Consider the following 24,512-nt stretch of genomic DNA (forward strand, 5'->3'; position numbering starts at 1 on the left):
GGTTGGTTTGGGCCGTTACTGGCCCAAACGCCATTCTAGATCGCTGAGGGAATCCTTGCCGTAAAACATCTCGTCCCCGATGAACATTGCGGGTGACCCATAGATGCCACGCGCAACGGCAGCAGCGGTAACATCGGCTAAATTTGATTTTATATCAGCGTCTTGCGACGCGTTCATAATGTCCCTTGTCGGCAAATCGGCAGCATCCAGCACGTCGGTGATGACAGCGATATCCGCCAACGCCTTGCCCTGCACCCACATCGCATCAAATATGGCGTCTATGTATTTGCTTTCCCAAGGTTTTCCTTGTGCAAACACAGCCGCGCGCATCAGGTTTAGCGAATTCACAGGGAAATGCGGGTTGAACAAAAACGGCGTCTGGTGCCGTTCAAGAAAGCGCGCCATTTCAACACGCATATAATCAACCTTGCCCGGGATATCTTTGAAGGCCAGCATCGGGGCTTGGTTGTTGGTGGATTTGAACACACCGCCCAGCAGGATCGGTTTCGAAATGACCTGCGCGTCATAACGTGCTGTGATTGTTGGCAAAACCTTGTGCACCAAATAGGCGTTAGGGCTGCTGAAATCGTAGTAAAACTCAACGTCGCGCATCTAGAAAGTCTCCTTAAAGGGGCGAATGTCCATTTCGAACGTCCACGCGTCTTTGGGTTGATGATACAGCTGCCAATAGGTTTCGGCGACCGACGTTGGATCTAACAGATCACCGTCCTGAACCCCTTGACCGGCTTTGGCCTTAAGATCACGCACCCAAGCTGTATCGACACCTGCATCAATCACCAAGTGGGCAACGTGAATGCCCAACGGCCCAAGTTCGCGCGCCATCGATTGCGCCAGCGCCTTGAGCCCGTGTTTCGCGGATGCAAACGCTGCGAACCCAGACGCGCCGCGCATGCTAGCTGTCGCACCGGTGAAAAAGATCGCGCCATTGCCGCGTGGCACCATAACGTTTGCTGCGGCTTGCCCGGTTAGAAATCCGCCAAAACACGCCATTTCCCAGACCTTGCGGAACACCCGCGCTGTGGTTTCGCGGATGCCAAAGCGCACGTTGCCGCCGACGTTATAGATCACCAAATCCAGAGGTCCGATGTCGCGTTCGATTGTTGCAAACACCAGTGCGATGTCATCTTCGTCGCGTGCGTCCAGATGAAAGCCGTGGGCGACGCCACCTGCGGCTTTGATCTCGGCCTCTAGTGGCGCCAGTTTTGCGCCGTTCCGCCGGCCCAGACAGACCGTAAAACCACCCTGTGCAAAGCGTTTTGCAATCGCAGCGCCGATGTAATCACCGGCACCCACGATCAGGATTGTTCCGCTCATAGTGCGTGCGCCTTTTGAAAGGCAGGGCGCGCAATCAGGCGATCCGCATAGGCGTTTAGGTTGGGCAGATTATCGAGGTAGTCGCCAAACCGGCTGATGCCAGTGATGTTATGACCCAGCATGATATCCGCGCCTGAAAAGTCGCCTGCCAGAAATTTGCGCCCCTGCATATGGGTTTCCACGGTTGTTAACATCTGACCCAACAGCTTTTGGGCGCGCTTGACATTGACCTCATTGCGCCGCTCTGGCGGCAGGATCACGGTCTCGACAATGATCGTGTTAATCGGGGGCATCATCATGCCTTCGCTATAGTGAAGCCATTGTAAATAAGCCGGAAAATCATCGGAACCCACATCAGGCCGCATGCGTCCACCTGCATGCCGCGCAAGGATGTATTCCACAATTGCGCCGCTTTCAAAGATGGTCACATCGCCGTCAACCAACACAGGAACACGGCCGTTTGGGTGCACTTTTAGAAACGATTCTTGGCGCATTTCCTTGTCGCCCAGCGTAAAGCGGATCAGTTCGTAATCCAGCCCGAGTTCTTCTAGCAGCCACGCAATCCGCACCGCACGTGTGTTGGGGGCAAAGTAGAGTTTCAGCATCAGCGCATCCTTGTGTTTGTCATAGGCTAGGGCGCGAAAATCGCTGCGTCAAACAGACAGTTGCGTCACGGTTTGTGCTTTGAATTGCTGCGATGTGCGGTCACACTTGTGGTGCAATCGTCACAGGAGTTGAACATGGCTGACAGCAGTTGGATCACGCGGATTAACCACGAAAACGGTGTTGTCGAGCTGAGCTTGAACAGCCCGCCGGTCAATGCGCTGACGCCTGAGGCATTGATCGGCTACCGCGATGTGTTTCTTGATCTAGGGGCGGATGATGCCGTGCGGGCAATCGTTTTGTCCAGCCCGCTCAAAGTGTTGTCCGCAGGGCTGAACCTAAAGGCAGCGCAGGGGTTTGATCAAGCTGAACAACGCGCAATTGTTGACGGTTTGAACCAAGGGTTTCTCGCGCAGTATGCCTGCCCAAAACCGGTGATTTGTGCCGCCGCAGGCGCTGCGATTGCAGGTGGGTTTTTCTTTGTGCTGGCCAGTGATCATCGGATCGCCAGCCCTAATGCCCAATTTGGGCTGGCAGAGGTGCGGGTCGGCGTTGATTTTCCCGTTGGACCTTTCGAAATCGCGCGGGCGACTTTGTCTACCAATGACTTGCGCCGTTTGATTTTGCGCGGCCAACCGATTGGCGCCGACGACGCCTTGGCCGCAGGGATCGTCGACAAAATCGTGCCGCGTGAGGATGTCTTAAGCGAGGCGCTAAAAGATGCCGCTGAATTTGGCGCATTGCCGTCCATCGCCTACGCATCGATCAAGCATCAGATCAGAGGCGAGGTAATCGCCAAAATCAAGGCTGCGACGGCTGACGCACCAGCGGCTTGGTTCAACACCCAAACCCGCGCCGCAATGCAAAAGATGTTGGGGTAAGAATATGGCACGGTTGGATAAATCAAAACTATCGCGGATTGCGACCTGGATGCAGCACTACGTGGATGAGCGTCGGTTTGCGGGCGCGTCCGTGCTGATCAATCAAGGCGGACAAGAGGTGTATTTTCACGCCACCGGCCTGCGGGATGTGCAAGATGAATTGCCGTTCGAACGCGATACTGTGGCGCGTATTTATTCGATGACCAAACCAGTCACCTCTGTCGCATTGATGATGTTGGTGGAACGTGGATTGCTGCATTTGGACGCGCCGTTGTCGCGGTTCATCCCTGAGTTTTCGGAATGCCGCGCGCTGATCCCGAATGCCAGCGACATCACACAAACTGAACCTTGCGCCTGTCCAACGCTGCATCAATTGCTAACGCACACCTCCGGTCTTAGCTATCCGTTTAACCCCGGCGTGCTGGGCAAAGCGATGATGGAGGAGGACCTGGTTTTCAAATGTGATCAAGGCCCGCTCGCTGATTTATGTCGTTCGCTCGCGGCCTATCCGCTGGCGTTTCATCCGGGGCAGCGGTGGGAATATTCGGTCGGTATTGATGTGATCGGTCGCGTGATCGAAGTCGTGACAGGCCAGACTTTGGAACAGGCGTTACAAGACATGATCTTGGGTCCACTTGGCATGGGGGAAACCGCGTTTTCACTGCCCAAACAAGCACATGGCCGCTTTGCGTCGCTCTACACACCGTTGGCTGGCAGCGCGATGGATTTGAATGCAGCCCAAACCGGGAGCGAGACTTTGCGCTGTGTCGATCGCACGACAGGTTCGCCGTTTTTAGAGGCCAACATGCATTCCGGCGGCGGTGGATTGGTCGGTACGATCGATGACTACATGAAGTTCACCGAGATGCTACGCGGTGGCGGCGCGCTAGGTGATGTGCGCCTGCTGTCTGCGTCGACGATGTCGTTTATGATGCGCAACCATTTGGCCGGCGACATCGCGTCCATGGGCCCAAGCAGCTTTGCCGAGCAACCGATGGATGGCATGGGGTTCGGCATCGGCGGGGCGGTTGTACTGGATCCGGCCCTTGCCCGATGTCCGGGGTCTGTGGGCGATTTCAGCTGGGGTGGCATGGCCTCAACCTTCTTTTGGGTTGATCCGGTGTATGACATTTCGGTGGTGTTTTTCACGCAGTTGTCGCCATCATCATCCTACCCCGCGCGCCCTGAACTAAAGGCGATCCTGCACGGTGCCCTGACATGAGCGCACCAGTTTTGTGGGAACCCACGGCGGATAGATATGCGGCATCAACCATGGCCGCGTTCGAACGATTTTTAGATGAGGATCGTGACCTGACATTCTCTGATTACAACGAAATGTGGAACTGGAGCGTCACTGATTTAGATGGATTTTGGTCAGCTATCTGGTCGTTTTTCAACATTCAATCCTCAACGCCGTACACAGAAATATTGGGCAACCGCGACATGCCCGGTGCGGCGTGGTGCGCGGGTGCGCATTTGAATTACGCAGGTCAAACCCTGTCTCACGCTACGGATCGCGCCGATGACATTGCAATCGTTGTGCAGTCAGAAACCTTTGGGCGCAGTGAACTGACGTGGGGTGAATTGGCCCAACAGGTTGCTAATACCGCCGCGCATTTTCGCGCCCAAGGGGTCGTCAAAGGTGACCGGGTTGTCGCGATTTTGCCCAACACGCAGACCGCGCTGATCGCGTTTTTGGCCAGTGCCAGCATCGGCGCAATTTGGTCGCTGTGCGCCCCTGACATGGGGCACGTCGCAATTTTGGATCGGTTCAAACAGATCGAACCCAAGGTGCTGATCGCACAAGACGGTTATGTGCACGCGGGCAAACACATCGACCGCAGCGAAGTCGTTTCGCAGATCGCAAATGGCCTGCCCAGCGTGACGCACCGCTTGATGGTGCCGGTTAGTCAATCGCTGCCGGACGGGTGGTCCGCTTGGTCCGACGCGATCACAGGTGACCATGTTCCAGACTTTGCCCAAGTGCCGTTCGATCACCCGCTTTGGATCGTCTACAGTTCTGGCACCACGGGCAACCCCAAACCGATTGTGCACGGGCACGGCGGCATCATTCTAGAGGCGGCGAAACAGTCGCTGCACCATGATTTGGGTGCCAAGGATCGCTTTGCATGGATGACGTCGTCGGGCTGGATCATGTGGAACGCGCAGTGGATGGCGTTGGGGCAGGGCGCGCGTGTGGCCATGTTCGACGGCGCGCCGCACTACCCCGACATGGGCGTGATCTGGCGGTTTGTCGCCGACGAAGGGCTGACATATTTCGGCGCAGGTGCTGCCTTTTTCTCAGGCTGTCTCAAGGCTGGGATTACACCGCGCGATGATGTGGATTTAGGCGCCTTACGTTCGCTTGGATCAACCGGATCGCCACTGTCCTCTGATGCGTATGACTGGGTTTATACGCAGGTCAAACAGGACGTGTGGCTGGCCCCGATTTCAGGCGGTACCGATCTGGCCGGTGCTTTTGTGCTTGGGCATCCGGGCATGGCTGTGCGCGCTGGCGAAATGCAATGTCGCGCGCTTGGCAATGCGGTTCATGCGTTTGACGAGGCGGGACATCCGCTGATCGGGCAGGTCGGTGAATTGGTTTGCACACAACCGCTGCCCTCAATGCCGCTGTTCTTTTGGGGCGACGAAGACGGGTCGCGTTTGCACGACAGTTACTACGACACGTACCCCGGAATTTGGCGGCACGGCGACTGGATCGAGATAAAGGAAGACGGATCATCGGTGATCTACGGGCGTTCTGATGCGACGATCAATCGCAAAGGATTGCGCATGGGGTCCGCCGAAATTTATCAGGCAGTAGAAGGGCTTGACGTGGTTTTAGACAGCTTGGTCGTTGATCTGGAATTCTTGGGTCGTGACAGTTTTATGCCGCTGTTTGTCGTGACCAAAGCCCCGCTAACTGACGCAATCAAAGAACAGATCAATCAAGCCATCCGCACCTCGGTTTCTGCGCGGTTTATCCCGAATGAAATCATCGAAGTCACCGAGATTCCGCGCACGCTGTCGGGTAAAAAGCTTGAAGTTCCGGTGAAAAAGCTGCTTTTGGGCGGTGACCCTAGCAAAGTGGTCAATCGCGACTCGATGGCCAATCCGGACAGTTTCGATTTCTTTATGGCTTACGCGAAAGGGCGGGCATGAGCGACGCACATGACATTCTGCTGAATCTCCTTGAGGTCGAACGCCTTGAGGTCGATCTGTTTCGCGGTCTTGGCAATGGCGGCGAAACGCCAACGCGCATTTTTGGCGGGCAGGTGATCGCGCAGGCTTTGGCCGCTGCCTATCAAACAGTTGATGAACGCCTGTGCCACAGTTTGCATGCGTATTTTATCCGACCGGGCGATCCGAAAATTCCGGTGATCTATCAGGTGGATCGCGCGCGGGATGGCGGTAGTTTCACAACACGTCGCGTAATTGCTGTGCAGCACGGCAAGCAAATTTTGAACATGTCCTGTTCGTTTCACGTTGACGAGGACGGGTGGGAACACCAACATCCGATGCCGGACGCCGATGGGCCTGACGGGCTAAAAGACCGCACGGAATTGCAGGATGAAATCGTCGATCGCATTCCCGAAAAATTCCGCAAGGAATTTCTGCGCCAACGCCCGATTGACATTCGCGAAGTCGCCCCGCGTGATTTCTTTGAGCCAACGAAAATGGACGACGTGAACCACCTGTGGTTCCGTATGTCTGCTGCCGCTGGATCCAGCCCACAAATGCAGCATTGCCTGCTGGCGTATGCGTCTGACATGAACCTGCTTGGGTCATCCTTGCGTCCGCACGGCGTGACGTGGGTCAAAGGCGAGGTGATGATGGCCAGCCTTGACCACGCCATGTGGTTTCACGCGCCTGCGCAATTTCAGGACTGGCATTTGTACACGATGGACAGCCCCTGGAGCGGTGGTGCGCGTGGTTTCAATCGTGGCGCAATTTATGACCGCCACGGTACGTTGATCGCCTCGACCGCCCAAGAAGGGCTGATCAGGCCGCTAAAACCACGCGATTAGGCGTCAAACCCGCCGTATTTGCGGTTTAGCTTGCGCATACCCCCGATCCAACGGTCGTAGTTTTCGGTCTTGGCGCGCATGTAGCCAATGACTTCGGGGTGCGGCAGAACAAGGAATGTTTCGGCGCGAATGGTGTGCACGCAAGCCTCGGCCACGGGCTCAGGCTCCATCATGCCGTCAATCGCAGCGACGTGATCCTCGTGGCCTTTGGTCATTTCGGTGCGCACCGCTTGGGGGCACAGAACCGACACTTTGATCCCTTGATCGCCGTAAGTCATCGCCATCCATTCCGCCAAACCCACCGCGGCATGTTTTGTGACGCCGTAGGGCGCGCTGCCAACTTGGTTCAGCAGCCCTGCCGCCGACGACGTATTCAACAAATAGCCACCGCCGCGTTCAGACATCAGCGGCACCAAATGGCGCGCAGCCCAGACGTGGCTCATGACGTTGATGTCCCAGATGCGTTGCCAGTCGTCGTTGCCAACCTCGACGCCGCCCGCGACCGAGATACCGGCGTTTGAACAGAATAGGTCGATGGGGCCAATGTTCGCCTCGACGTGGTCGATCATTGCGGTGATTTCGGATTCAACAGCAACATCAACGGTATAGGCGTGTCCGTTCATGTCGTTTGCCGTGACTTTGGCACCCACAGCATCGCGGTCCACACAAATGACGGCCTTGGCACCCTCGGCTGCGTAGCGGATGCACATGGCTTTGCCGATACCGCTGGCAGCACCGGTAACGACGATGATTTTATCCTTGAGTTCCATAGGTTACGCCCACATGCTAGAGCCGCCACAGACGGTTAACGCCTGTCCGGTCATGTATTTGCTGGCATCAGAACCAAGGTAAACGGCAAGGCCCGCAAAATCCTCTGGTTCGCCTAAACGGCGCAACGGGATGCCCTTGGAATATTTTTCCTCGACGCCCGGTTTGTCCCACAATTCGCGGGCAAAATCGGTTTTAACCAACCCCGGGCAGATCGCGTTGAACCGGATGCCTTGCGGGCCGAATTCCATCGCCAGATTGCGCACCAAACCGATCAGCGCCAGTTTGGACATCCCGTAAGTGCCAAGGCTGTCTGACGCTTTGAACGCGCCGATGGACGAGGTGAACATCATCGATCCGTTGCCCTTGGCGGCCATGTCGGGTGCGACCATTTTGGCAAGCCACAGGTTGGATTGCACGTTTGCGTTCATCGTGCGTTCGTAGGCTTCGTCCGAGATGCCGGCGATCGGGCCAAAATACGGGTTCACACCGGCGTTGCCGACCACAATATCGATGGGTCCGGCGATTTCGTGGGTCTTGTCCACCAGCGCTTGCAGCGAATCCTTGTGCACAATGTTGGCCGCGACGCCATAAGCGCGCGTTGCCCCGACAGCCGCGTTGATTTCCGCCGCAGCCGCATCCAGATCGTCTTGCGTGCGGGCCGAAATCACCACGGTTGCGCCTTGTTCAGCGAGCCCCTTGGCCATCTCGAACCCCATGCCTTTGGACGCGCCGGTTAACAGCGCGACCTTGCCAGTCAGGTCAAACATTTTCATCCGCGCACACCTGCTGAACCAAGGGCCTTGTTTTGGGATTTGGCCGCATCCTGACGCGAATTGCTGTCTTTGAAGGTCTGGACTTCGTGACGGGCGATGACGTGGTGGTGTACCTCATCGGGGCCATCTGCGTAGCGCAGTGTGCGTTGTTGGGCGTACATTTGCGACAGCGGCGACCATTGGCTGATGCCTGTCGCGCCGTGGACTTGCATGGCCTGATCAATGATATCGCAGACCTGCTCAGGCACTTTGGCTTTGATCATCGACACCCAAATGCGGGCCTCTTTGTTGCCTAGAACGTCCATCGCTTTGGCGGCTTTCAGAACCAACAGGCGCATGGATTCGATTTCGATTTTGGCGCGCGAAATCGTCTCCATGTTCTTGCCCAAATCAACGATCTTTTTGCCAAAGGCGACACGGTTCAGACCACGATCAATCATCAGATCAAGCGCCTTTTCGGCCTGCCCAATAGAGCGCATGCAGTGGTGGATGCGGCCAGGTCCAAGACGCACTTGGCTGATCTCGAAACCACGGCCTTCGCCCCACAGAATATTCTCTTCTGGCACGCGGACATTGTCGAATTTAATGTGCATGTGACCGTGTGGTGCATCATCGTGGCCAAAGACATGCATTGGTCCCAGGATTTCGACACCGGGTGTATCAATCGGCACAAGGATCTGGGATTGCTGGCGGAATGCCTCTGCGTCTGGCGAGGTTTTTACCATAACAATCATGATCTTACAGCGCGGGTCACCGGCACCGGAAATGTAGTATTTTTCACCGTTCATGACCCACTCGCCGTTTTCCAGCACCGCTGTCATGCCGATGTTCTTGGCATCCGACGAGGCACGGTCCGGTTCAGTCATCGCAAAAGCAGACCGGATTTTACCGGCCAAAAGCGGCTTGAGCCATTCGTCTTTTTGCGCTTGGGTGCCGATGCGTTCCAGCACTTCCATGTTGCCGGTGTCAGGCGCGGAACAGTTTAGCGTTTCCGAGGCGAGTGAATTTTTGCCCAACTCGGCCGCGATGTAGGCGTAGTCAAGGTTTGCCAGCCCTTCGCCGGTTTCAGCGTTGGGTAAAAAGAAGTTCCACAACCCGCTGTCGCGCGCCTTTTGCTTGGCGGTTTCCAGCAATTCCAGCTGACCGGGTGCATACGACCAACGGTCCGCGCGGCCTTCACCCAGACGGTGGTATTCTTCGGAAATCGGATCGACGTTTTCACGAATGTGTTTGATGACCGCAGCCAGCAGTGGCTTGGCCTTTTCGGACATTTCGAGGTTGTTCATTTCGAGTGGTTCGGACATGTGGTGGCTCCTGATATTAGCGTCAGCCCAAAGGGCAGGTTATTTGTTCACCCAGTTGGGTTTGCGTTTTTCAACAAAGGCGGTGACGCCTTCGCGGTGATCCTCGGTTTTCATCAAATCGCCCAAGACTTCGTAGGAATAGGCAAGGCTGTCATCCAGCCCTTCGGCTTTGTTCAACGCGTTCAAAACACGTTTGGTGGCGCGCACAGACGACGGACATTGTGCGGCGATGTTTTGCGCCAAATCCATGGCGGTTTTCATCAGATCAGCGGCAGGCACGACCGCATTTAAAATGCCATAGCCTTCGGCTTCAGCCGCAGACATGTTGCGCCCTGTGAACAACAATTCGTTGGCTTTGGTCCGTGACATGAACCGTGACAGGCGCTGGACGCCGCCGGTGGCTGCAAAGAACCCAACCTTGACCTCGGGCAGGGCGAATGTCGCGGTGTCTGCGGCAAGGATCATGTCGCACGACAGCGCCGTTTCAAACCCGCCGCCCATGGCAAATCCGTTGACAGCTGCGATGATCGGCTTGTCCAGATCAAAGCGTTTGGACAGGCCTGCGAACCCGGTATCAGGTACGGTTCCACCCTTGCCAGAGGCCGAGTATTTCAGGTCGTTGCCCGCGCTAAAGGCCTTGGGGCCGGCACCGGTTAAGATCGCCACCCAAAGGTCTGAATTGTCACGAAAATCATTCCAGATCGCATCCATTTCCATGTGCATCGGCGGGTGCACGCAGTTGTACACATCGGGGCGGTTCATGGTGACAATCAGCACATTGCCTTGCACCTCGGTGGTGACGAATTCATTGGCCATATCTTAGGTTCCTTTTGCGGTGATCAGGCCACCGGTGTCGATTTCTGTAAACTTGCCGCCCGATGCTGCCAGCTTGCGCAGCGTGTCGGCCGGGGCAAAGGCAGGATCATCCGCGCCAAGGCGTTCCATCGTGTCCAGCACGGCCTGCGCGCCCACCATGTCGCCGTACAAAATCGGGCCGCCTTTGTCGGGTGGAAAGCCATAGCCATTCAGCCAGACCACATCGATATCCGAGGGGCGCTGCGCCTTGTTTTCCTCGAGAATTTTCACCGCCTCGTTGATCATCGGATGGATGCAAATATCGATGATCTGTTGGCGGTCCATCGTGGTGGGCTCGGCACCCGTGATATCGCGAATAATGCCAGCTGTGACGTCAGACGGAACGGGACGGCGATTTTCGTCGTAGTCATAAAACCCCGCTTTGGTTTTTTGCCCGCGACGATCCAGTTCGCACAAAGCGTCGCGGATCGGATTGTCGGTTGTGGCCCCCTTGGACCAGCCGATATCAAGACCGGCAAGGTCCGACATTTGAAATGGCCCCATTTTGAAGCCAATACTGTTTAATGCGGCGTCCACATCCCACGGCATCACACCCTGATAGACCAATTTACCGGCTTGGATTTGGCGGGCAAACAAGATGCGATTGCCGACAAAACCCGGACAAACCCCAACCAGCGTCGCAATCTTGTTGATGCGTTTGGCAAGGTCCATCGAGGTCGCAACCACATCATCAGCGGTGTGTTCAGCGCGCACAATTTCCAACAACTTCATTACGTTAGCCGGTGAGAAGAAATGTAACCCGATCACATCTTGTGGGCGTCCGGTGTGCGATGCGATTTCGTCAATGTCGAGTGCAGAGGTGTTCGTCGCCAAAATTGCACCTTGCTTCATCACGCGCCCGAGTTCCGTGAAAATAGTTTTCTTGAGGTCCATGTTTTCAAACACAGCCTCAATCACCAGATCGCATTCCGCCAGTTCGGAAACCGCCAAAGATCCGTGAAAACGGGCCATCCGTGCTTCGACTTCGTCTTGGGGAAAGCGGCCTTTGTCGCAGGAGCGTTGGTAGTTGCCGCGCACGACGGCGAGGCCGCGATCAAGCGCGTCTTGTTTGGTTTCTACGATGCGCACATCGATGCCGGCGGTTGCGAAATTCATCGCAATGCCGCCACCCATGGTGCCCGCGCCGATGATGCCAACGGACTTGATGTCACGCAACGGGGTGGTTGGATCAAGGCCCGCGACCTCCCAGGCTTTGTGTCCGGAGGCGGCGATGTAGTCGCCAATTTCGGTTTGTGTCATGCTCATGCGGGGTCTTTCAGGTGATGTTTTTCAGGTGATGTTTTTCAGGCACGCCGTTTGCAAAACACGGCGATCGATTTTGTCTGTGGCACCACGGGGCAGGGGATCGGTTTGGAACCAAATGTGCTGTGGAATTTTGAACTTGGCGATGTGGTCAAGCAAATAGGTTTGGATGTCTTCGGCCGTGGCTTTGGTTCCTGATTTCAGCTGCACACCAGCACCGACAACTTCGCCCAATCGCTCGTGCGGAACCGAAAATGCGCAGGCCTCTGCAACGGCGGGATGACGGTGAAGTGCGCCCTCAACGTCCAGACAAGCGATGTTTTCTCCGCCGCGAATGATGATGTTTTTCTTGCGATCGACGATGGTGATGAACCCATCTTGGTCGATGAAGCCTAAATCACCAGTTTTTAACCAACCGTCTTGAAAAACCTCGGCTGTCGCATCGGGTTTGTTGAGGTAACACCGCATGTTACAGGGGCTTTTTATAGTGATTTCACCCACGTCACCTTGGGGTACTTGGTTACCGTCGTCGTCCAGAAACTTGAGATCCTGAAGCGGTGGGTAAAGTTTGCCAGCGGCACCGGGGCGCGCTGAGTAATCAGCACCTAACATGCCAATTCCGATGGCATTGGTTTCGGTCATGCCCCAGCCGGTTGCGACCTCGGCGTTGGGAAACAGTTCTTCGAGTTCGGCAACTTGGGCGGCAGGGCGTTTTGCGCCACCTGATCCAAGGAAATCAAGGGTCTCCAGCCGTTCATTCATGTCACGCGCAGCAACCATGAGATCGGCAGATTGCGTTGGCACGCCCAGGAACCGGGTAATTTTCTCGTCACGGATAATTTCTACGGCGCGGGTCGCGTCCCATTTCGGCATAACGGCGATTTTGGCACCCGCAGCGATGGACAACAGAAACATCGGATGGGTGGCTGTGACGTGAAACAGCGGCGTTACGATCAAAACCGACGGGCGCGGGGCAGGGTTGTTTGGGTCGGGTTCTGCGTCGGCGACCATCGGGGCCATGACGGCTTGGATTAACCACGACATAACTGCGTTGATCGCGCCGCGGTGGGTTTGCACAACGCCTTTGGGATGGCCGGTGGTGCCCGAAGAATACATGATCGCAAAATCATCGTCAGGCGCGATAACAACGTCTGGTATCGCACTGTTTTTATTTGTGTTATTAAGTTTTGTATAGCTGTGTTCGGCGATCGCTTCGCCGTCGCGCACGCCGACCAAAGTCAATTGCAAATCATCCTGCAAAGGCTGCATTCGTTTGATCCGGTCACCATCGCCAAACACCAGCTTTGCACCGCTGTCGCTGAGCGCGTAGTCCAGTTCGGCTGTCGTCCACCAAGCATTCACAAACACGGTGACGGCACCCACGGATGCAATCGCCATCGTCATAATCATCAGTTCGGGACAGTTGCGCATCGCAATGCCAACAGGCGTGCCATTGGTGACGTCAAATTGGTCACGCAGCACATGCGCCATGCGGTTCACGTCGGCGCAGAATTCATCAAACGTCCAACGCTCGTCTTCGAACACCAGATATTCTAGCGCGCCGTCATTGTGTTGCGGGCGGCTGCCATGCAGCATTGCAGCAATATGAGGCGGGGCGTTTTCAAAGACGCGATAGGACACACCGCGAATGTTTTGTTCCACGACCTTGAACGCAGGATTTTCGGACGTCACATGCGCCAACGCCTGTTCGGGTGTTAGGCCGATCATTGCTGGCGACCTGTCGTGATCCGCTGCGCGCGGCGGTGTGCTGATTGCATTTGATCTCTCCCTGACGGCGCAAAAAACGATGACCGCAGTCGGTCTTGGGTCGCGCCGCTAAACAAGATGCTAAGCTGGAAATCTCTGACTGCCAATACCGCAGAACGGAACGTCATTTCGCAAAATGAGGCTTTGCGCGGGTTTGCGTGACGTCGGGTGCTATTGTGATCCGCCAATTTTAATGGGTTTGCGGAGATATTGCTTTGGTAATGCAGCGCGTTGTCACTGACTTGGCAAGTACCAAAAGCGAGGGGTGTTAACGCTTAACGACGACGGGCAGGGAGCGAGCATTTGCCGATGAAGCAAGCAATCAACAATAGTTGTTGTGAATTGTTATGATATACAATAACAAAACTTCAATTGTTCAGGAAAACACCAATGCTCCACTTTCCCTAAAACGTCCCGCCACATCGTTGAAAATGATGGACGATGTGCTGGTTTGCGATCTTGTCCCACTCTGTCCTTTAGGAAAACACTTATGAAACTGCTTTCTCTTCTGACCCTTTCTGCCATGGCCGCCACACCCGTTTTTGCCCAAGAAACCCGCCAGCTTGACGCCCATGAACATGGGGTTGCACAGCTCGACATTGCGATGGACGGGCAGCAGATTGCGATGGAACTGCATGCGCCGGGGGCCGATATTGTTGGTTTTGAATATGCGGCAGAAAGCGCCGATGACCGCGCGGCTGTTGATAGCGCCGTTGCTGCACTTGCGCGTCCATTGGATCTGTTTGTGCTGCCGGATGCTGCCGGATGTAGTGTCGTTCAGGCCGCCGCCGGGTTGGAAAGCGAAGAGGACCATGACGGCGAGGCCGAAGATCATGATGAGCACGCCAAAGACGATCATGACGACCATAATGACGATCACGACGATCATGAAGAGCAAGCCGGTCACACAGAATTTCACGCGGAATACTTGCTGACGTGTACTGATCCGAACGCTGCGACCGACATTACTTTTGCCTTCTTCGACGCGTTCCCGAATGCGCTAGAGGTCGAAGTGCAACTGATCTCGGACACAGGTGCGAAGTCGTTTGAGGTCGAGCGTGATACACCAACCCTTGATCTGCGCGGCATGTTCTAGGACAGTTGTGATCAATGACTGAGACTGATCCGATCCTGCATTTTGAGGACGTTCGTTACCGCTGGCCGGGGCGGGCGTCTTTTGGCTTGAACATCCCCGATCTGAGAGTGGCGCGGTCCGAGACCGTGCTGCTGCTTGGGGAAAGTGGCGCTGGCAAGTCGACGTTGCTGTCGCTGATTTGCGGCACGGTTCTGGCAGAGTCCGGTCGCGTCTTGGTGGCGGGTCAAAACATCGCGGCGCTGTCAGCGGGCAGGCGTGATCGGTTTCGGGCTGAACAAATAGGGCTTATCTTTCAACAGTTTAACTTGCTGCCATTTGCGAGTGTGCAGGACAACATTCTGCTGCCGCTGCGGTTCGCCCCAAATCGGCGAAAACTGGTGACGGATATGCCCGCCGAGGCCAAGCGGCTTTGCATCGATCTGGGGTTGCCACAGGATGTGCTGAGCGCCAAAGCGGGTGCTCTTAGCGTCGGTCAACAACAGCGCGTCGCGGCGGCCCGCGCATTGATCGGCACACCGCCGATGATCATCGCAGATGAGCCGACATCGTCACTGGACGCCGCCACCCAAGCGACTTTCCTAGAGCTTTTGTTCGCGCAATCACGCGCGCATGGCACAACGCTGCTGATGGTCAGTCACGACGCCCGCTTGTCCAGTCAGTTTGACCGGGTCATTCACATGGCAGACATCGCCAAAACCGATCGGGAACGCGCATGATCCTCCGCCTTGCTCTGGGATCTCTGATCGCCCGTGCGTTAACGGTCAGCATGACAATCCTCGCGATTGCCTTGTCGGTCGCGCTGTTTCTTGGCGTCGAAAAAATTCGGACGGGCGCCAAGGCCAGCTTTGCGGATACGATTTCCGGCACTGACCTGATCGTTGGCGCACGTTCCGGGTCGGTTCAGCTGTTGCTGTATTCGGTGTTTCGGATCGGTAATGCGACCAACAACCTGACATGGCAAAGCTATCAGGACATCGCCGCACGCCCGCAAGTGGATTGGATCGTGCCGATTTCGCTCGGCGACAGTCACCGCCAATTTCGGGTGATGGGCACAACACCGGCGTTTTTTGAACGCTACAAATATCGATCCGGCCAATCGCTTGCGGTGCAGGACGGGGCGATCATGGACGATCTGTTTGATACGGTGCTCGGGGCGGATGTGGCGGCGACGCTTGGTTACGGAATTGGTGACCCGATTGTGGTTTCACATGGTTTGGCCTCGTTTTCGCAGCACAAAGACCAGCCGTTTCGCGTCTCTGGCATCCTTGAGAAAACCGGAACGCCGGTGGATCGCACCGTCATCGTCAGCCTGCGCGCCATCGAAGCAATCCATGTCGATTGGCAAAGCGGGGCGCAAAGGCCGGGCCAGTCCACGCCTGCCGATGTCATCCGGAATATGGATCTCGAACCGCAAGCAGTGTCCGCGGCCCTTGTCGGCGTCAAAAGCCGTTTGCAAGTGTTCGGCTTGCAGCGGTCGATCAATGAATACCCTCAGGAACCCTTGTTGGCGATCCTACCCGGCGTGGCGTTGCAAGAGCTGTGGCAAATCGTGGGCATCGCAGAAACCGCGTTAATCGCCGTGTCGGCAATGGTGGTTGTGACCGCATTGATCGGCATGATGGCGACCATTTTTTCCAGCCTGAATGAACGTCGCCGCGAGATGGCGATCTTTCGGGCTATGGGCGCGCGTCCTCGGGTGGTTTTAGCGCTGCTGGTGCTTGAGGCGATGCTGATGGCGGCCCTTGGTGCGATCCTTGGACTTGCATTTTTGTACGTTGGTTTGTTGATCGGCCAACCGATGATCGACCGCGCCTTTGGCCTGTGGTTGCCGATAGAACCTGTGACACTGCGCGAAATATGGGTTCTGGCGGGTGTCGTCGTCGCTGGCGCAATTGTGAGCATGGTTCCCGCACTCCGTGCCTACCGCATGTCGCTTGCTGATGGTATGATGGTCAAAATTTAAGGAGAAAGGTTGATAAAATGCACCTATCGCGTCGCAAACTGATCACCACCGCTGCCGCCAGCGCTGTCCTCCCGACAACGGGCTTCGCCAAGAGCGCCAAGACCATCACATGGGATGATTTGATCCCGCCCGGATTGCCGTATTCCGAGATCATCGCAGAGGGCGAAATGGACGTGCGCAATGACATTTGGAAACCCGTTTTTGACGCCAATGCCACCAAGCTGAACACAGCGCTTGATGGTGCCTACATCAAGATGCCGGGCTACATTATTCCCATCGATCTATCGACCAATGGCGTGACCAGTTTTGTGTTGGTGCCGTATGTCGGGGCCTGTATTCACACGCCGCCGCCGCCACCAAACCAACTGGTTTTTGTAACGACCAAAACGCCTTGGCCCAGCACTGATCTTTGGGAAGCGGTCTGGGTGACCGGCCTGATGCAGCACGAACTGCAATCGAGGGAACTTGCTGATACCGGCTATCGGTTACGGGCTGACGAAATGGAGGTTTACACGCAGTGAACCCTGACATTTTACGCCGAACTCTGCTTACAAGCATAGGCGCTTTTGCGATTGCGCCAGGACTGGCACGGGCCGAAGATTACATTGATCTGAACTGGACCGATCTGGTTCCAGAAGGGCAGGTTGCGCTTCCGCCAGTGATCCAGGATCTCATTCAGCACGAAGAAACCTCTCTCACCAGCCAACAGCCGGCCTCTAGTGGCGTGCGCAACGACTGGAATGGTCAAATCGTCCGCTTGCCCGGTTTCATCGTGCCAATCGATTACACAGGAACGAGCGTCACAGCGTTCATTTTGGTGCCGTTTGTCGGCGCTTGCGTTCATGTTCCACCACCACCTGCGAACCAGTTGGTTTTCGTAACGACACAAGAGCCGTATGAAAGCACCGGACTGTACGAGCCCGTCAACGTGATCGGAATGTTCGGGGCGGCGTCCATGTCGACACAGCTTGCGCAGATCGGCTACGCATTGTCCGCTGACCGGATTGAGCCGTACCGATCATAGTGCGGGTGTGCGCGATATCTGAACCGCGACTACTATTGCTTTAGACACCGCACGTCAAAGTAGCGCGCACCGGTTACATATCAAACTACGCATAATCCATATTATGTTAAATTTAGATCAACCCACATTACACTGCTGACCGTGAGTACAAAACCTTTAACTTGGGTCCGTAATGATTTAATATCACTAGATATTTGGTAAGTACGTTAGTGTGCTGCGTCTTCCTTTCTAAGACAAAAGAACAGCGTTTGGGATACCGTTTTCAAAGTGATATGCTCCAATTGGCCCTAATTCCAACTGCAGTTTACGATTGTCTCTAAGGGCATCAATTTCACATCAACCGATCACTCTCTCAAAAACTAACGACCATATCTTCGCAATCTTATTCAAAACCCGAACGTGGTCTACTGGTTCCATCGTCAAGATTAGAACGCCGTCGGCAGGCCTAAAACATCCTTTGTCAATCCGGTGTCCGGAAGGCTGACGAGCAAATGGGACAGATATCTGATCTCGACACACCCTGCCCGGTCATGTGACGTCAGCCCACGTGGTGGGTTTGAAACATCAGGGCGGACTTAAGCAGCAGGCAAAGCCGTATCGCGAAACGTCATTTCCCGTGATTTCTAATGTGTGTTGTGCGCAACCTGTTCTATTTTGTCCCTATTACACCCAACCGAGGGCAGTAGGTTTCAGCCTTTGCTGAACTGATTGTCAGGCCGCCATAGCCACAATTCTCTTGGGCCGAAAACGTCACTGCCGATAGATCATGAACATGCTGGATTTCCAAAACGGAGTAAGGTCGTTGGTATAGCCACGGGCGGTTTTCGATCGCCTTGAGATCAGGATTTGGTGGGTTTTCATTGGTGAATGCATAGAAATACAGCGTAAAACCATAAGGTTCGACCGTTTGCACAGACAGCTGGGTCATGCCCCAGCGCAGGATTTCCGGCTCGATGAGCGAAATATCTGCCGTTCTTAAGGTGACAAGATTCAGACACGGCCCGCCGCCCAGTTGGCTAGTATCGTGCGATCCATCCGGGCGATCACCCTTAAACCAATGCTCAATCAGCTCGACGGTAAAACCTTCGGGATCAGTGACATGGGCCAAATACCCGATGTCGCGGAACTGTTTGGGGTCTGTGCATGTAACACCCGCGCTTTGGAGCTGGTCGCAGGCGAGCTCGATGTTGGGCACCGACAACGCGATCTTCCAGTAGATGTCAGATGGCTGCGGCGTATAAGGTCCAGCAGTTTTGACGAACTTGATTGCAATCTCGTTTTGCGAAAATCCAACCCGCCCGTCCCCTTGATCGGACATGCCCAGAACGTCACAATAGAACTTTCGTTGCGCGCGCGGGTCGATGACGCGCAGGGTGAGAGTGTCCAATTTCGCCATTGAGATGGTCCCTTTGTGAACTGCAGCAAATCTGCCAAACCAGACAGCCGCCCGTCGCAGGATACGACCGGCGGCTGCTGCAATATTGCTTACTTGATCGCAATAATGTCAAAGTTCTTTATGTTGGCAACGACGCCGTCATCCCGGCCTCCCTCAACAAGCACGGAGGATTTCGCGTTCAGCAACCCTGCTATTTTTACGGTAAAGCGCGCTTTGTGGGCCGTTTCATCGACGAATACATCAAAGATCGCCAGCGTGTTTTCCGGCGAAGGCAGCGGGCTGACGCAGCCGGATTCCATGACAGAGGGCCTCTTCATTTTGAAAAACGAACATACGCAAACTTGGTCAATCTACGAACAGATCCGGCGCGATGTCATGAACGGCACGCTTGAGGCGGTATGAAATTGAAAACGCGGTATCTGGCCGAACGCTTTGACGTGGGCCTCAGCCCGATCCGCGAAGCATTGAGCCGATTGTCGTCAGAAGGTTGGGTTGTGCAAAGCGATCGGCGGGGTTTTTCGGTTGCTCCTGTCACGATTGATGAGCTGTGGAATTTACACCGCGCACTGCATGTTGAAGGAAGTTGGTCTGCGCGAATCCATCGAACACGGTTACATCGCATGGGAAGAAAAGGTGCTGCTCAGCTATATCCGCATTTCGCGGCTGCAACGTCCGGGCGACACGACTGCCGCTGCTGAAATCGAAACATGGAACGTGCAACACCGTGCGTCCCACATGGGTCTGATTGCGGCGTGTTGATCCCAGCGAATTGTCAGCTACTGCGAGCAACTGTTTGATGAAATTGAACGTTACCGCCGCTTGGGTCTGAAGGTTAGAACTGATCGCGGCTATGTCTCGGACGAGCACCGGGAAATCGCAGATACGGCCGTCGCCCGTGACGCAACACTGGCTGTCCGGCTGCTAAATGCCCACTTCACGCGTATCGTGGAACAGGTCGATCAGGCCATCCGAAACAAGATGTCCGAGAACAAATAGGCTGGATGTCAAAGAGGTCCGAAAGCTAGGAAAATTCGTCGCGCCTTAGCCTTGGAAACCGCGAACGCTATCGTCGATAGGTCGCTAAATCTGGGGAATGAAACCGGACATAATTTAAATCACAAGCCATCTTTGGCGATGACCCGGGCCAGTTGCATGATGATCCGGCCACGGGCTGCTGCAATTGCGCTTGGGCCGGCTTCGAGATCAAAGGCCTCTGTCAGTCGAAAGAACCCTGATCGATCACGCTGCCCCTCGTAGGATGCGACAAAATACTGACCCGACGCACGAAAGGTTCCACCGGCACTGGCCAGCAGTTCTTCGATGCGCACATCCAAACGCGCTTGGGCCGGGTCCTCGAACGGCCAAGGTTCGGCGGCGATCCGAGCGCCTGTCAGCTCGGCCAAGTTCCGGCTTAGCTCTAGTGACACGGCGCGCACCGGAACATCCGCCCACAACACCCCCGCAGAGCTGGACAACGCCCCATCAAGCCCTTGAATGTGGATCTCTTCGGCTGCCGCGTAGGATGGCAAGGACACGTCGCGCACCTCGACCGAGCGCACAGAGGTTCTGATTTTGTCACCCGTCGCGGGCATCGACACCGGATACAGCTTTGCGGGCGCTGAACACGCGCTCAGGAACGCGACGGCGGCGATAAGGAGGATGTGCAGTTTCATATCAACGTCCTAGCAAAAGTGAATTGGGATTGCGCTGGATGGTGCGTGCCAATGCGGTGATCGCATCCGCGGCTTTTTGAATGTCGCGCATGGCGTCGCGCGCACTGCGGTTTACGTCCGACGTGCCATCATAGCTTTGAAGCGTGGTGTTCGCCTGCGCCAAAACCGTGTTCAGACGCGCCACTAAGGCCGGCAAGCTTTCGGTTGAGGTGGCCACCGCGTCAGCGGCATTGCTGACGGACGCCAACGCGCGGTTGGTGTTTTCGATTGCACCACCTGCGCGCAGTTCCGCCAAGGTTGCGCGAACTTCGTCCAAAGCTGCAGACAACGTCGCGGGCAATTGTGCCGTGTCGTCTGATGCGATCAGCGTTTCGGCGGCGGCCAAGACGTCGTTGGCGGATTGCACCAATCCTTCGACGTCCAAACCGTTTGCTTTTGCGGCCAGTGCATCAAACTGTTCGATCAGCGCAGGAATACCTGCCACAGCACTGTCGGCGTTGGTGGCGGCGCGGGCTGCCGCATCAAGTGCGGTGTTCAGTTTCGTGATGACTTGTTGGGTTTCCAGATCAGTCAACAGCGTTTCGATCTTGGCCAAAGTCGCATTCATCCGCACCGGAATTTGTTGTGTTTCATCCGCCCCCACAAGGCTGCGCACGTCTGCGATCAATGTCGTCAGGTCTTCGTTTGACACAAACGCATTTGCAGATGTCACCAGCGTGTTAGCGTTGCCCAAGACGGCCTCGACGTCCAATGCTTCGGCTTTGGCGGCGACAGATTCCAACCGTGAAATCAGATCAGGAACGCCAGCGATGGCGGTGTCAAATCCATCTGCCGTGGTGCTGGCCGCTTGCAGGGTTTCGCCAATCTTTCGGATGGTCTGTTCGGTAACCACTTGGGCAAACACCGTTTCCATCTGGGTGATCGCGCTGCTGATTTGCGCCAATGTGTCGCTGATTTGTGTAGGCAATTCCTGAGTTTCAGGTGCCCCGACCAACCCGCGCACATCGCCGATCAAATCACGCACCTGCCCCGGCGTTGCGCGCAAAGCATCGTCTGAAACCAACGCGTTGGTCGATTTCATCACGTCGATGACACTGGCCATCAGTTCTTCGATGGGCAGGTTGTTGATGCGGGTAAAAACGCCCTCGGCGGTGGACCCAACGTCGCTGATCGCACTTTCGGTGACGGGAATAATCGGGAACGGGTTGCCGTTGAGAATGCTGGCGGATGGCGCGTTTGGCTGCTTAAGCAGCTCGACCTTTAGCCCACCGGTCAGGATGCTGGCAGAAGCAAGGCGCGCGCGCAGCCCGTCTTGGACTTGTTCGCGCAGGAACGTCAGCGCATTTTCTGGTGTGGCTTCAGTGGCCAAGCCCAACCGCGCAGGCTGGATCGAAATCGACGTGTTCAGTCGCACCCGAGAATCGCCAAAGATCGTGCGATCCACAACACCGGTCAGATTGGTGATTTCGCCGATTTTCAAGCCTTTGAGTTCAACAGGCGCACCAACGGCCAAGCCAGCAATGTTCTCCGAAAAGATCACCGTCAATTCTAGCGTTTCGACGTCTGACGCGTTGAACACACTTGCACGGGCCGAGGCCTCGCCGCTGAACACCTCGAACACGTGGCCATCGCGCACAATATCGCCGCCTGAGATGATCGTATCAAAGGTCAAACCGCCAGACAGCAAGGCGGCGATCGATTTGAAATCAACCTCGGCGCCTGACGGACCAACACTGAATTCAAACCCCGATACGTCCCAAAAACGGGTGTTTTCAGACAGCAGATTGCGGTGTTTTTCGTAGATGATCGCCTCGGCCACAGCAAAGCTGCCGTTTGCCGCAATGCGCGCCTGCCCGATCCGGCCAACTTCGATGCCGCGAAACAGGATCGGCGCGTTGTCGCTCAGGGCGGTTCGCAGGCCCGAGCGCAGCGTGATTTGCAAGCCGCCATGCCCCGGCCGGATCAGTGGAACCTGATTCAGGCCTTGGTAGTTGCTGACGCTGTCACCGGCTTTGCCGTCCCACGACCCTTCGATGAAGACACCGCTCAGAACCGTGTCGAGCCCCGTGATGCCTTGGGTTGTGACCTCTGGGCGCACGACCCAAAACTGCGCAGATCCATCGACAAAAGGTGCGATGTCTTTGCTGAGCCGCACCTGAACCAAAACCTGATCCAGCGTTTCGGAAAATTTGACCTTTTCCACCTTGCCGACGGTCACATCGCGGTACCGTAATTCGGTCTGCCCTGCCGCGACCCCTGCCCCGTTGTCAAAAGCGATTTCGATCAGCGGCCCGCGACTGGAATACGATTGCCACGCAACGGCCAGCGCAATGATCAAGGCCACAATCGGAATGATCCAGACAATCGACAACTGGGACCGCCACGACTGCGCCGTGCTTTCGATTTGGACGTGCGGCGGTTGGTCGGTCATGAACGAGCGTCCCCAGAGATGTCATAAATCATACGCGGATCAAAGCTTTGGGCTGAGAGCATCGCGAAAATGACCGAAAGTGCGAAGAACAGGCTGGCAGGCCCGGGATTGATTGCAGCGAGTGAGTTTAACTGCACCAACGACGATAGGATCGCAACGACAAACACGTCGATCATGGACCAGCGACCGATGTATTCGACGATCTCTAGCATGCGGTGACGTTGGTGATTGCCAACTTTGGGGCCCTTGTTTTGCACGCTTAGCGCCAGAAACGCGACGGCCATGAATTTGCCCACAGGGATCAACACGCTGGCGATCAGAATGATGGCCGCGATCCCGAAAGCGTGGTGGTGGATCAGCTCGACTGCGCCACCGACAATCGTGTCTTCCTGGGTTTGAAACAGCGTGCGGGTGCGCAACATCGGGTACATGTTTGCGGGGATGTAGCAGATCAGCCCGACGATCCAGAATGCCCAAACCCGTTGCAGGCTTTTGTCACGACGCGCCGATAGCTTTGCGCCGCAGCGCGCACATTGCGTGGTGCCGCTGGGCCAGACTTTGGTGCAGCGCCGGCAAGCGAGAACACCTAGGTCCTGCGCACGAGGCGGTCTGAGTTGGGATCCAACGCGTTCCATACTGTCCATCTACACATAAACCGGTCCTGAACGACCACCAAAATTACCAAGGCTGCGAACATGTAAAACGCAGGCCCCATCGCGATATCCGCCAGATCCGCGACTTTGATCAAGGCCACCGCGCACCCCAGCGCAAAAATTTCAGCCATCGACCAAGGGCGCAGCGCCTCGGACAGGCGGAATGCTTGCATGGCGTGACGCGCAGGCGGGCGATCACGCACCATCGGGATCAAAACATACAGCACCAACAGCACGCGCGTGAGCGGCACGACCATAATCAGCGCCGCAGTGCACAGCGCCAAAACCACCAACGGCCCACCCTGAAATGCCAAAGCCGCATCAAGGATCGACACAGCGTTGGTGTTGCCGGCCGCCTTGATCGTCAAAAACGGAAACCACGCGGCTGCAATGATCAAAATCATCACCGCAATCGACACCGCGATGATCTGCAGACCGGCCTTTTTGCGCGGCGCGATCAGCACTGTGTGACACTGCGTACAAACCGCCCGTTCGCCGTGGCTGGGCCGCGTGATTTGATACACAGCATCGCATTGCGGACACACAATAAGGTGGTCATGATCCAGCGATGGCATAGGGCTGGTGGAAAGTGGCGGGTTTTCGCTCATGGTGCGACGATATCAGCGTGATCAAACATGTACAAACGCCATCCGGCTTGGACGGCTGTTCGTTCACAGTATTTTACGGTTACAAAGG

General features: G+C 55.8%; 26 protein-coding genes and 1 pseudogene. 12 read left to right on the forward strand and 15 right to left on the reverse strand.

The features are described from left to right. Window positions 1-15: 15 nt before the first annotated feature. Genes ACFIO0_RS07415 through ACFIO0_RS07425 form a run of 3 tightly spaced genes read right to left on the reverse strand, consistent with a single transcriptional unit; the run spans window position 16 to window position 1,940 of the window. Window positions 16-612 carry a DsbA family protein gene (locus ACFIO0_RS07415; RefSeq protein ID WP_390914714.1) on the reverse strand — a complete coding sequence of 199 codons (597 nt, stop codon included), beginning with the start codon at window positions 610-612 and terminating at the stop codon, window positions 16-18. After that, window positions 613-1,335, reverse strand: a complete 723-nt coding sequence (locus ACFIO0_RS07420; RefSeq protein ID WP_390914715.1) for an SDR family NAD(P)-dependent oxidoreductase — start codon at window positions 1,333-1,335, stop codon at window positions 613-615. Continuing rightward, entirely contained in the window at window positions 1,332-1,940 is a 609-nt protein-coding gene (locus ACFIO0_RS07425) for a glutathione S-transferase N-terminal domain-containing protein (protein ID WP_390914716.1), read from the reverse strand. Before ACFIO0_RS07425 ends, ACFIO0_RS07420 begins: the two co-directional genes overlap by 4 nt. Window positions 1,941-2,075: 135 nt before the next feature. Between ACFIO0_RS07425 and ACFIO0_RS07430 the strand changes: the two genes are divergently transcribed. Genes ACFIO0_RS07430 through ACFIO0_RS07445 form a run of 4 tightly spaced genes read left to right on the forward strand, consistent with a single transcriptional unit; the run spans window position 2,076 to window position 6,847 of the window. After that, complete coding sequence (locus ACFIO0_RS07430) at window positions 2,076-2,819, forward strand: enoyl-CoA hydratase-related protein (RefSeq protein ID WP_390914717.1); 744 nt, start codon at window positions 2,076-2,078, stop codon at window positions 2,817-2,819. 4 nt (window positions 2,820-2,823) lie between these two features. Further along, the gene (locus tag ACFIO0_RS07435) at window positions 2,824-4,041 is read left to right on the forward strand and encodes a serine hydrolase (protein ID WP_390914718.1); all 1,218 of its coding nucleotides are present in this window, start codon (window positions 2,824-2,826) and stop codon (window positions 4,039-4,041) included. Continuing rightward, window positions 4,038-5,981 carry an acetoacetate--CoA ligase gene (locus tag ACFIO0_RS07440; RefSeq protein ID WP_390914719.1) on the forward strand — a complete coding sequence of 648 codons (1,944 nt, stop codon included), beginning with the start codon at window positions 4,038-4,040 and terminating at the stop codon, window positions 5,979-5,981. The genes ACFIO0_RS07435 and ACFIO0_RS07440 overlap by 4 nt, the downstream gene beginning before the upstream one ends. Next, a complete protein-coding gene (locus tag ACFIO0_RS07445; protein WP_390914720.1) occupies window positions 5,978-6,847 on the forward strand; it encodes an acyl-CoA thioesterase domain-containing protein in 870 nt (289 codons plus the stop codon). The genes ACFIO0_RS07440 and ACFIO0_RS07445 overlap by 4 nt, the downstream gene beginning before the upstream one ends. On the opposite strand, the gene ACFIO0_RS07450 is transcribed toward ACFIO0_RS07445, so the two are convergent. Genes ACFIO0_RS07450 through ACFIO0_RS07475 form a run of 6 tightly spaced genes read right to left on the reverse strand, consistent with a single transcriptional unit; the run spans window position 6,844 to window position 13,541 of the window. Next, window positions 6,844-7,617: an SDR family NAD(P)-dependent oxidoreductase gene (locus ACFIO0_RS07450; protein WP_390914721.1), complete on the reverse strand. Its 774-nt coding sequence runs from the start codon at window positions 7,615-7,617 to the stop codon at window positions 6,844-6,846. The genes ACFIO0_RS07445 and ACFIO0_RS07450 overlap by 4 nt on opposite strands. Before the next feature lie 3 nt (window positions 7,618-7,620). Further along, complete coding sequence (locus ACFIO0_RS07455; RefSeq protein ID WP_390914722.1) at window positions 7,621-8,391, reverse strand: glucose 1-dehydrogenase; 771 nt, start codon at window positions 8,389-8,391, stop codon at window positions 7,621-7,623. Continuing rightward, on the reverse strand, window positions 8,388-9,677 hold the full coding sequence (locus ACFIO0_RS07460) for an acyl-CoA dehydrogenase family protein (RefSeq protein ID WP_390915300.1): 1,290 nt from the start codon (window positions 9,675-9,677) through the stop codon (window positions 8,388-8,390). The genes ACFIO0_RS07455 and ACFIO0_RS07460 overlap by 4 nt, the downstream gene beginning before the upstream one ends. Window positions 9,678-9,734: 57 nt before the next feature. Further along, window positions 9,735-10,511 (reverse strand): enoyl-CoA hydratase-related protein, encoded by a 777-nt coding sequence (locus ACFIO0_RS07465; RefSeq protein ID WP_390914723.1) that lies wholly within the window; start codon window positions 10,509-10,511, stop codon window positions 9,735-9,737. A gap of 3 nt (window positions 10,512-10,514) precedes the next feature. Beyond that, the gene (locus ACFIO0_RS07470) at window positions 10,515-11,816 is read right to left on the reverse strand and encodes a 3-hydroxyacyl-CoA dehydrogenase NAD-binding domain-containing protein (protein ID WP_390914724.1); all 1,302 of its coding nucleotides are present in this window, start codon (window positions 11,814-11,816) and stop codon (window positions 10,515-10,517) included. A gap of 24 nt (window positions 11,817-11,840) precedes the next feature. After that, the gene (locus tag ACFIO0_RS07475) at window positions 11,841-13,541 is read right to left on the reverse strand and encodes an AMP-binding protein (RefSeq protein ID WP_390914725.1); all 1,701 of its coding nucleotides are present in this window, start codon (window positions 13,539-13,541) and stop codon (window positions 11,841-11,843) included. Window positions 13,542-14,070: 529 nt separating this feature from the next. Between ACFIO0_RS07475 and ACFIO0_RS07480 the strand changes: the two genes are divergently transcribed. Genes ACFIO0_RS07480 through ACFIO0_RS07500 form a run of 5 tightly spaced genes read left to right on the forward strand, consistent with a single transcriptional unit; the run spans window position 14,071 to window position 17,663 of the window. After that, a complete protein-coding gene (locus ACFIO0_RS07480) occupies window positions 14,071-14,676 on the forward strand; it encodes a DUF2796 domain-containing protein (protein WP_390914726.1) in 606 nt (201 codons plus the stop codon). 14 nt (window positions 14,677-14,690) lie between these two features. Further along, entirely contained in the window at window positions 14,691-15,392 is a 702-nt protein-coding gene (locus ACFIO0_RS07485) for an ATP-binding cassette domain-containing protein (RefSeq protein WP_390914727.1), read from the forward strand. Continuing rightward, window positions 15,389-16,639 carry an ABC transporter permease gene (locus ACFIO0_RS07490; RefSeq protein WP_390914728.1) on the forward strand — a complete coding sequence of 417 codons (1,251 nt, stop codon included), beginning with the start codon at window positions 15,389-15,391 and terminating at the stop codon, window positions 16,637-16,639. The genes ACFIO0_RS07485 and ACFIO0_RS07490 overlap by 4 nt, the downstream gene beginning before the upstream one ends. Before the next feature lie 17 nt (window positions 16,640-16,656). Next, the gene (locus ACFIO0_RS07495) at window positions 16,657-17,160 is read left to right on the forward strand and encodes a DUF3299 domain-containing protein (RefSeq protein ID WP_390914729.1); all 504 of its coding nucleotides are present in this window, start codon (window positions 16,657-16,659) and stop codon (window positions 17,158-17,160) included. Then, window positions 17,157-17,663, forward strand: a complete 507-nt coding sequence (locus ACFIO0_RS07500) for a DUF3299 domain-containing protein (protein ID WP_390914730.1) — start codon at window positions 17,157-17,159, stop codon at window positions 17,661-17,663. The genes ACFIO0_RS07495 and ACFIO0_RS07500 overlap by 4 nt, the downstream gene beginning before the upstream one ends. Before the next feature lie 649 nt (window positions 17,664-18,312). Here ACFIO0_RS07500 and ACFIO0_RS07505 read toward each other — a convergent pair. Then, the gene (locus ACFIO0_RS07505) at window positions 18,313-19,059 is read right to left on the reverse strand and encodes a VOC family protein (protein ID WP_390914731.1); all 747 of its coding nucleotides are present in this window, start codon (window positions 19,057-19,059) and stop codon (window positions 18,313-18,315) included. An 89-nt stretch (window positions 19,060-19,148) separates the two neighbouring features. Beyond that, window positions 19,149-19,376 (reverse strand): hypothetical protein, encoded by a 228-nt coding sequence (locus tag ACFIO0_RS07510; protein WP_390914732.1) that lies wholly within the window; start codon window positions 19,374-19,376, stop codon window positions 19,149-19,151. A gap of 81 nt (window positions 19,377-19,457) precedes the next feature. Between ACFIO0_RS07510 and ACFIO0_RS07515 the strand changes: the two are divergent. The 3 genes and pseudogenes from ACFIO0_RS07515 to ACFIO0_RS07525 all read left to right on the forward strand — a co-directional run. Continuing rightward, window positions 19,458-19,571, forward strand: a pseudogene (locus ACFIO0_RS07515) (GntR family transcriptional regulator); the annotation flags it as partial. A 58-nt stretch (window positions 19,572-19,629) separates the two neighbouring features. Next, window positions 19,630-19,818: a hypothetical protein gene (locus tag ACFIO0_RS07520; RefSeq protein ID WP_390915385.1), complete on the forward strand. Its 189-nt coding sequence runs from the start codon at window positions 19,630-19,632 to the stop codon at window positions 19,816-19,818. A gap of 9 nt (window positions 19,819-19,827) precedes the next feature. After that, complete coding sequence (locus ACFIO0_RS07525; RefSeq protein WP_390915301.1) at window positions 19,828-20,055, forward strand: FCD domain-containing protein; 228 nt, start codon at window positions 19,828-19,830, stop codon at window positions 20,053-20,055. A 119-nt stretch (window positions 20,056-20,174) separates the two neighbouring features. Here the strand turns inward: ACFIO0_RS07525 and ACFIO0_RS07530 are convergent, their stop codons facing one another. The 4 genes from ACFIO0_RS07530 to ACFIO0_RS07545 are packed head-to-tail and all read right to left on the reverse strand — an operon-like array spanning window position 20,175 to window position 24,391. After that, window positions 20,175-20,732, reverse strand: a complete 558-nt coding sequence (locus tag ACFIO0_RS07530; RefSeq protein WP_390914733.1) for an ABC-type transport auxiliary lipoprotein family protein — start codon at window positions 20,730-20,732, stop codon at window positions 20,175-20,177. A gap of 1 nt (window position 20,733) precedes the next feature. Next, window positions 20,734-23,163, reverse strand: coding sequence for an MlaD family protein (locus ACFIO0_RS07535; protein ID WP_390914734.1), 2,430 nt, complete (start codon window positions 23,161-23,163; stop codon window positions 20,734-20,736). Further along, window positions 23,160-23,807, reverse strand: a complete 648-nt coding sequence (locus tag ACFIO0_RS07540; protein ID WP_390914735.1) for a paraquat-inducible protein A — start codon at window positions 23,805-23,807, stop codon at window positions 23,160-23,162. Before ACFIO0_RS07540 ends, ACFIO0_RS07535 begins: the two co-directional genes overlap by 4 nt. Then, complete coding sequence (locus ACFIO0_RS07545) at window positions 23,750-24,391, reverse strand: paraquat-inducible protein A (RefSeq protein ID WP_390914736.1); 642 nt, start codon at window positions 24,389-24,391, stop codon at window positions 23,750-23,752. The genes ACFIO0_RS07540 and ACFIO0_RS07545 overlap by 58 nt, the downstream gene beginning before the upstream one ends. Window positions 24,392-24,512: the final 121 nt, after the last annotated feature.

Source organism: Pseudosulfitobacter sp. SM2401 (genome assembly GCF_042932805.1).
GTDB lineage: Bacteria > Pseudomonadota > Alphaproteobacteria > Rhodobacterales > Rhodobacteraceae > Ascidiaceihabitans.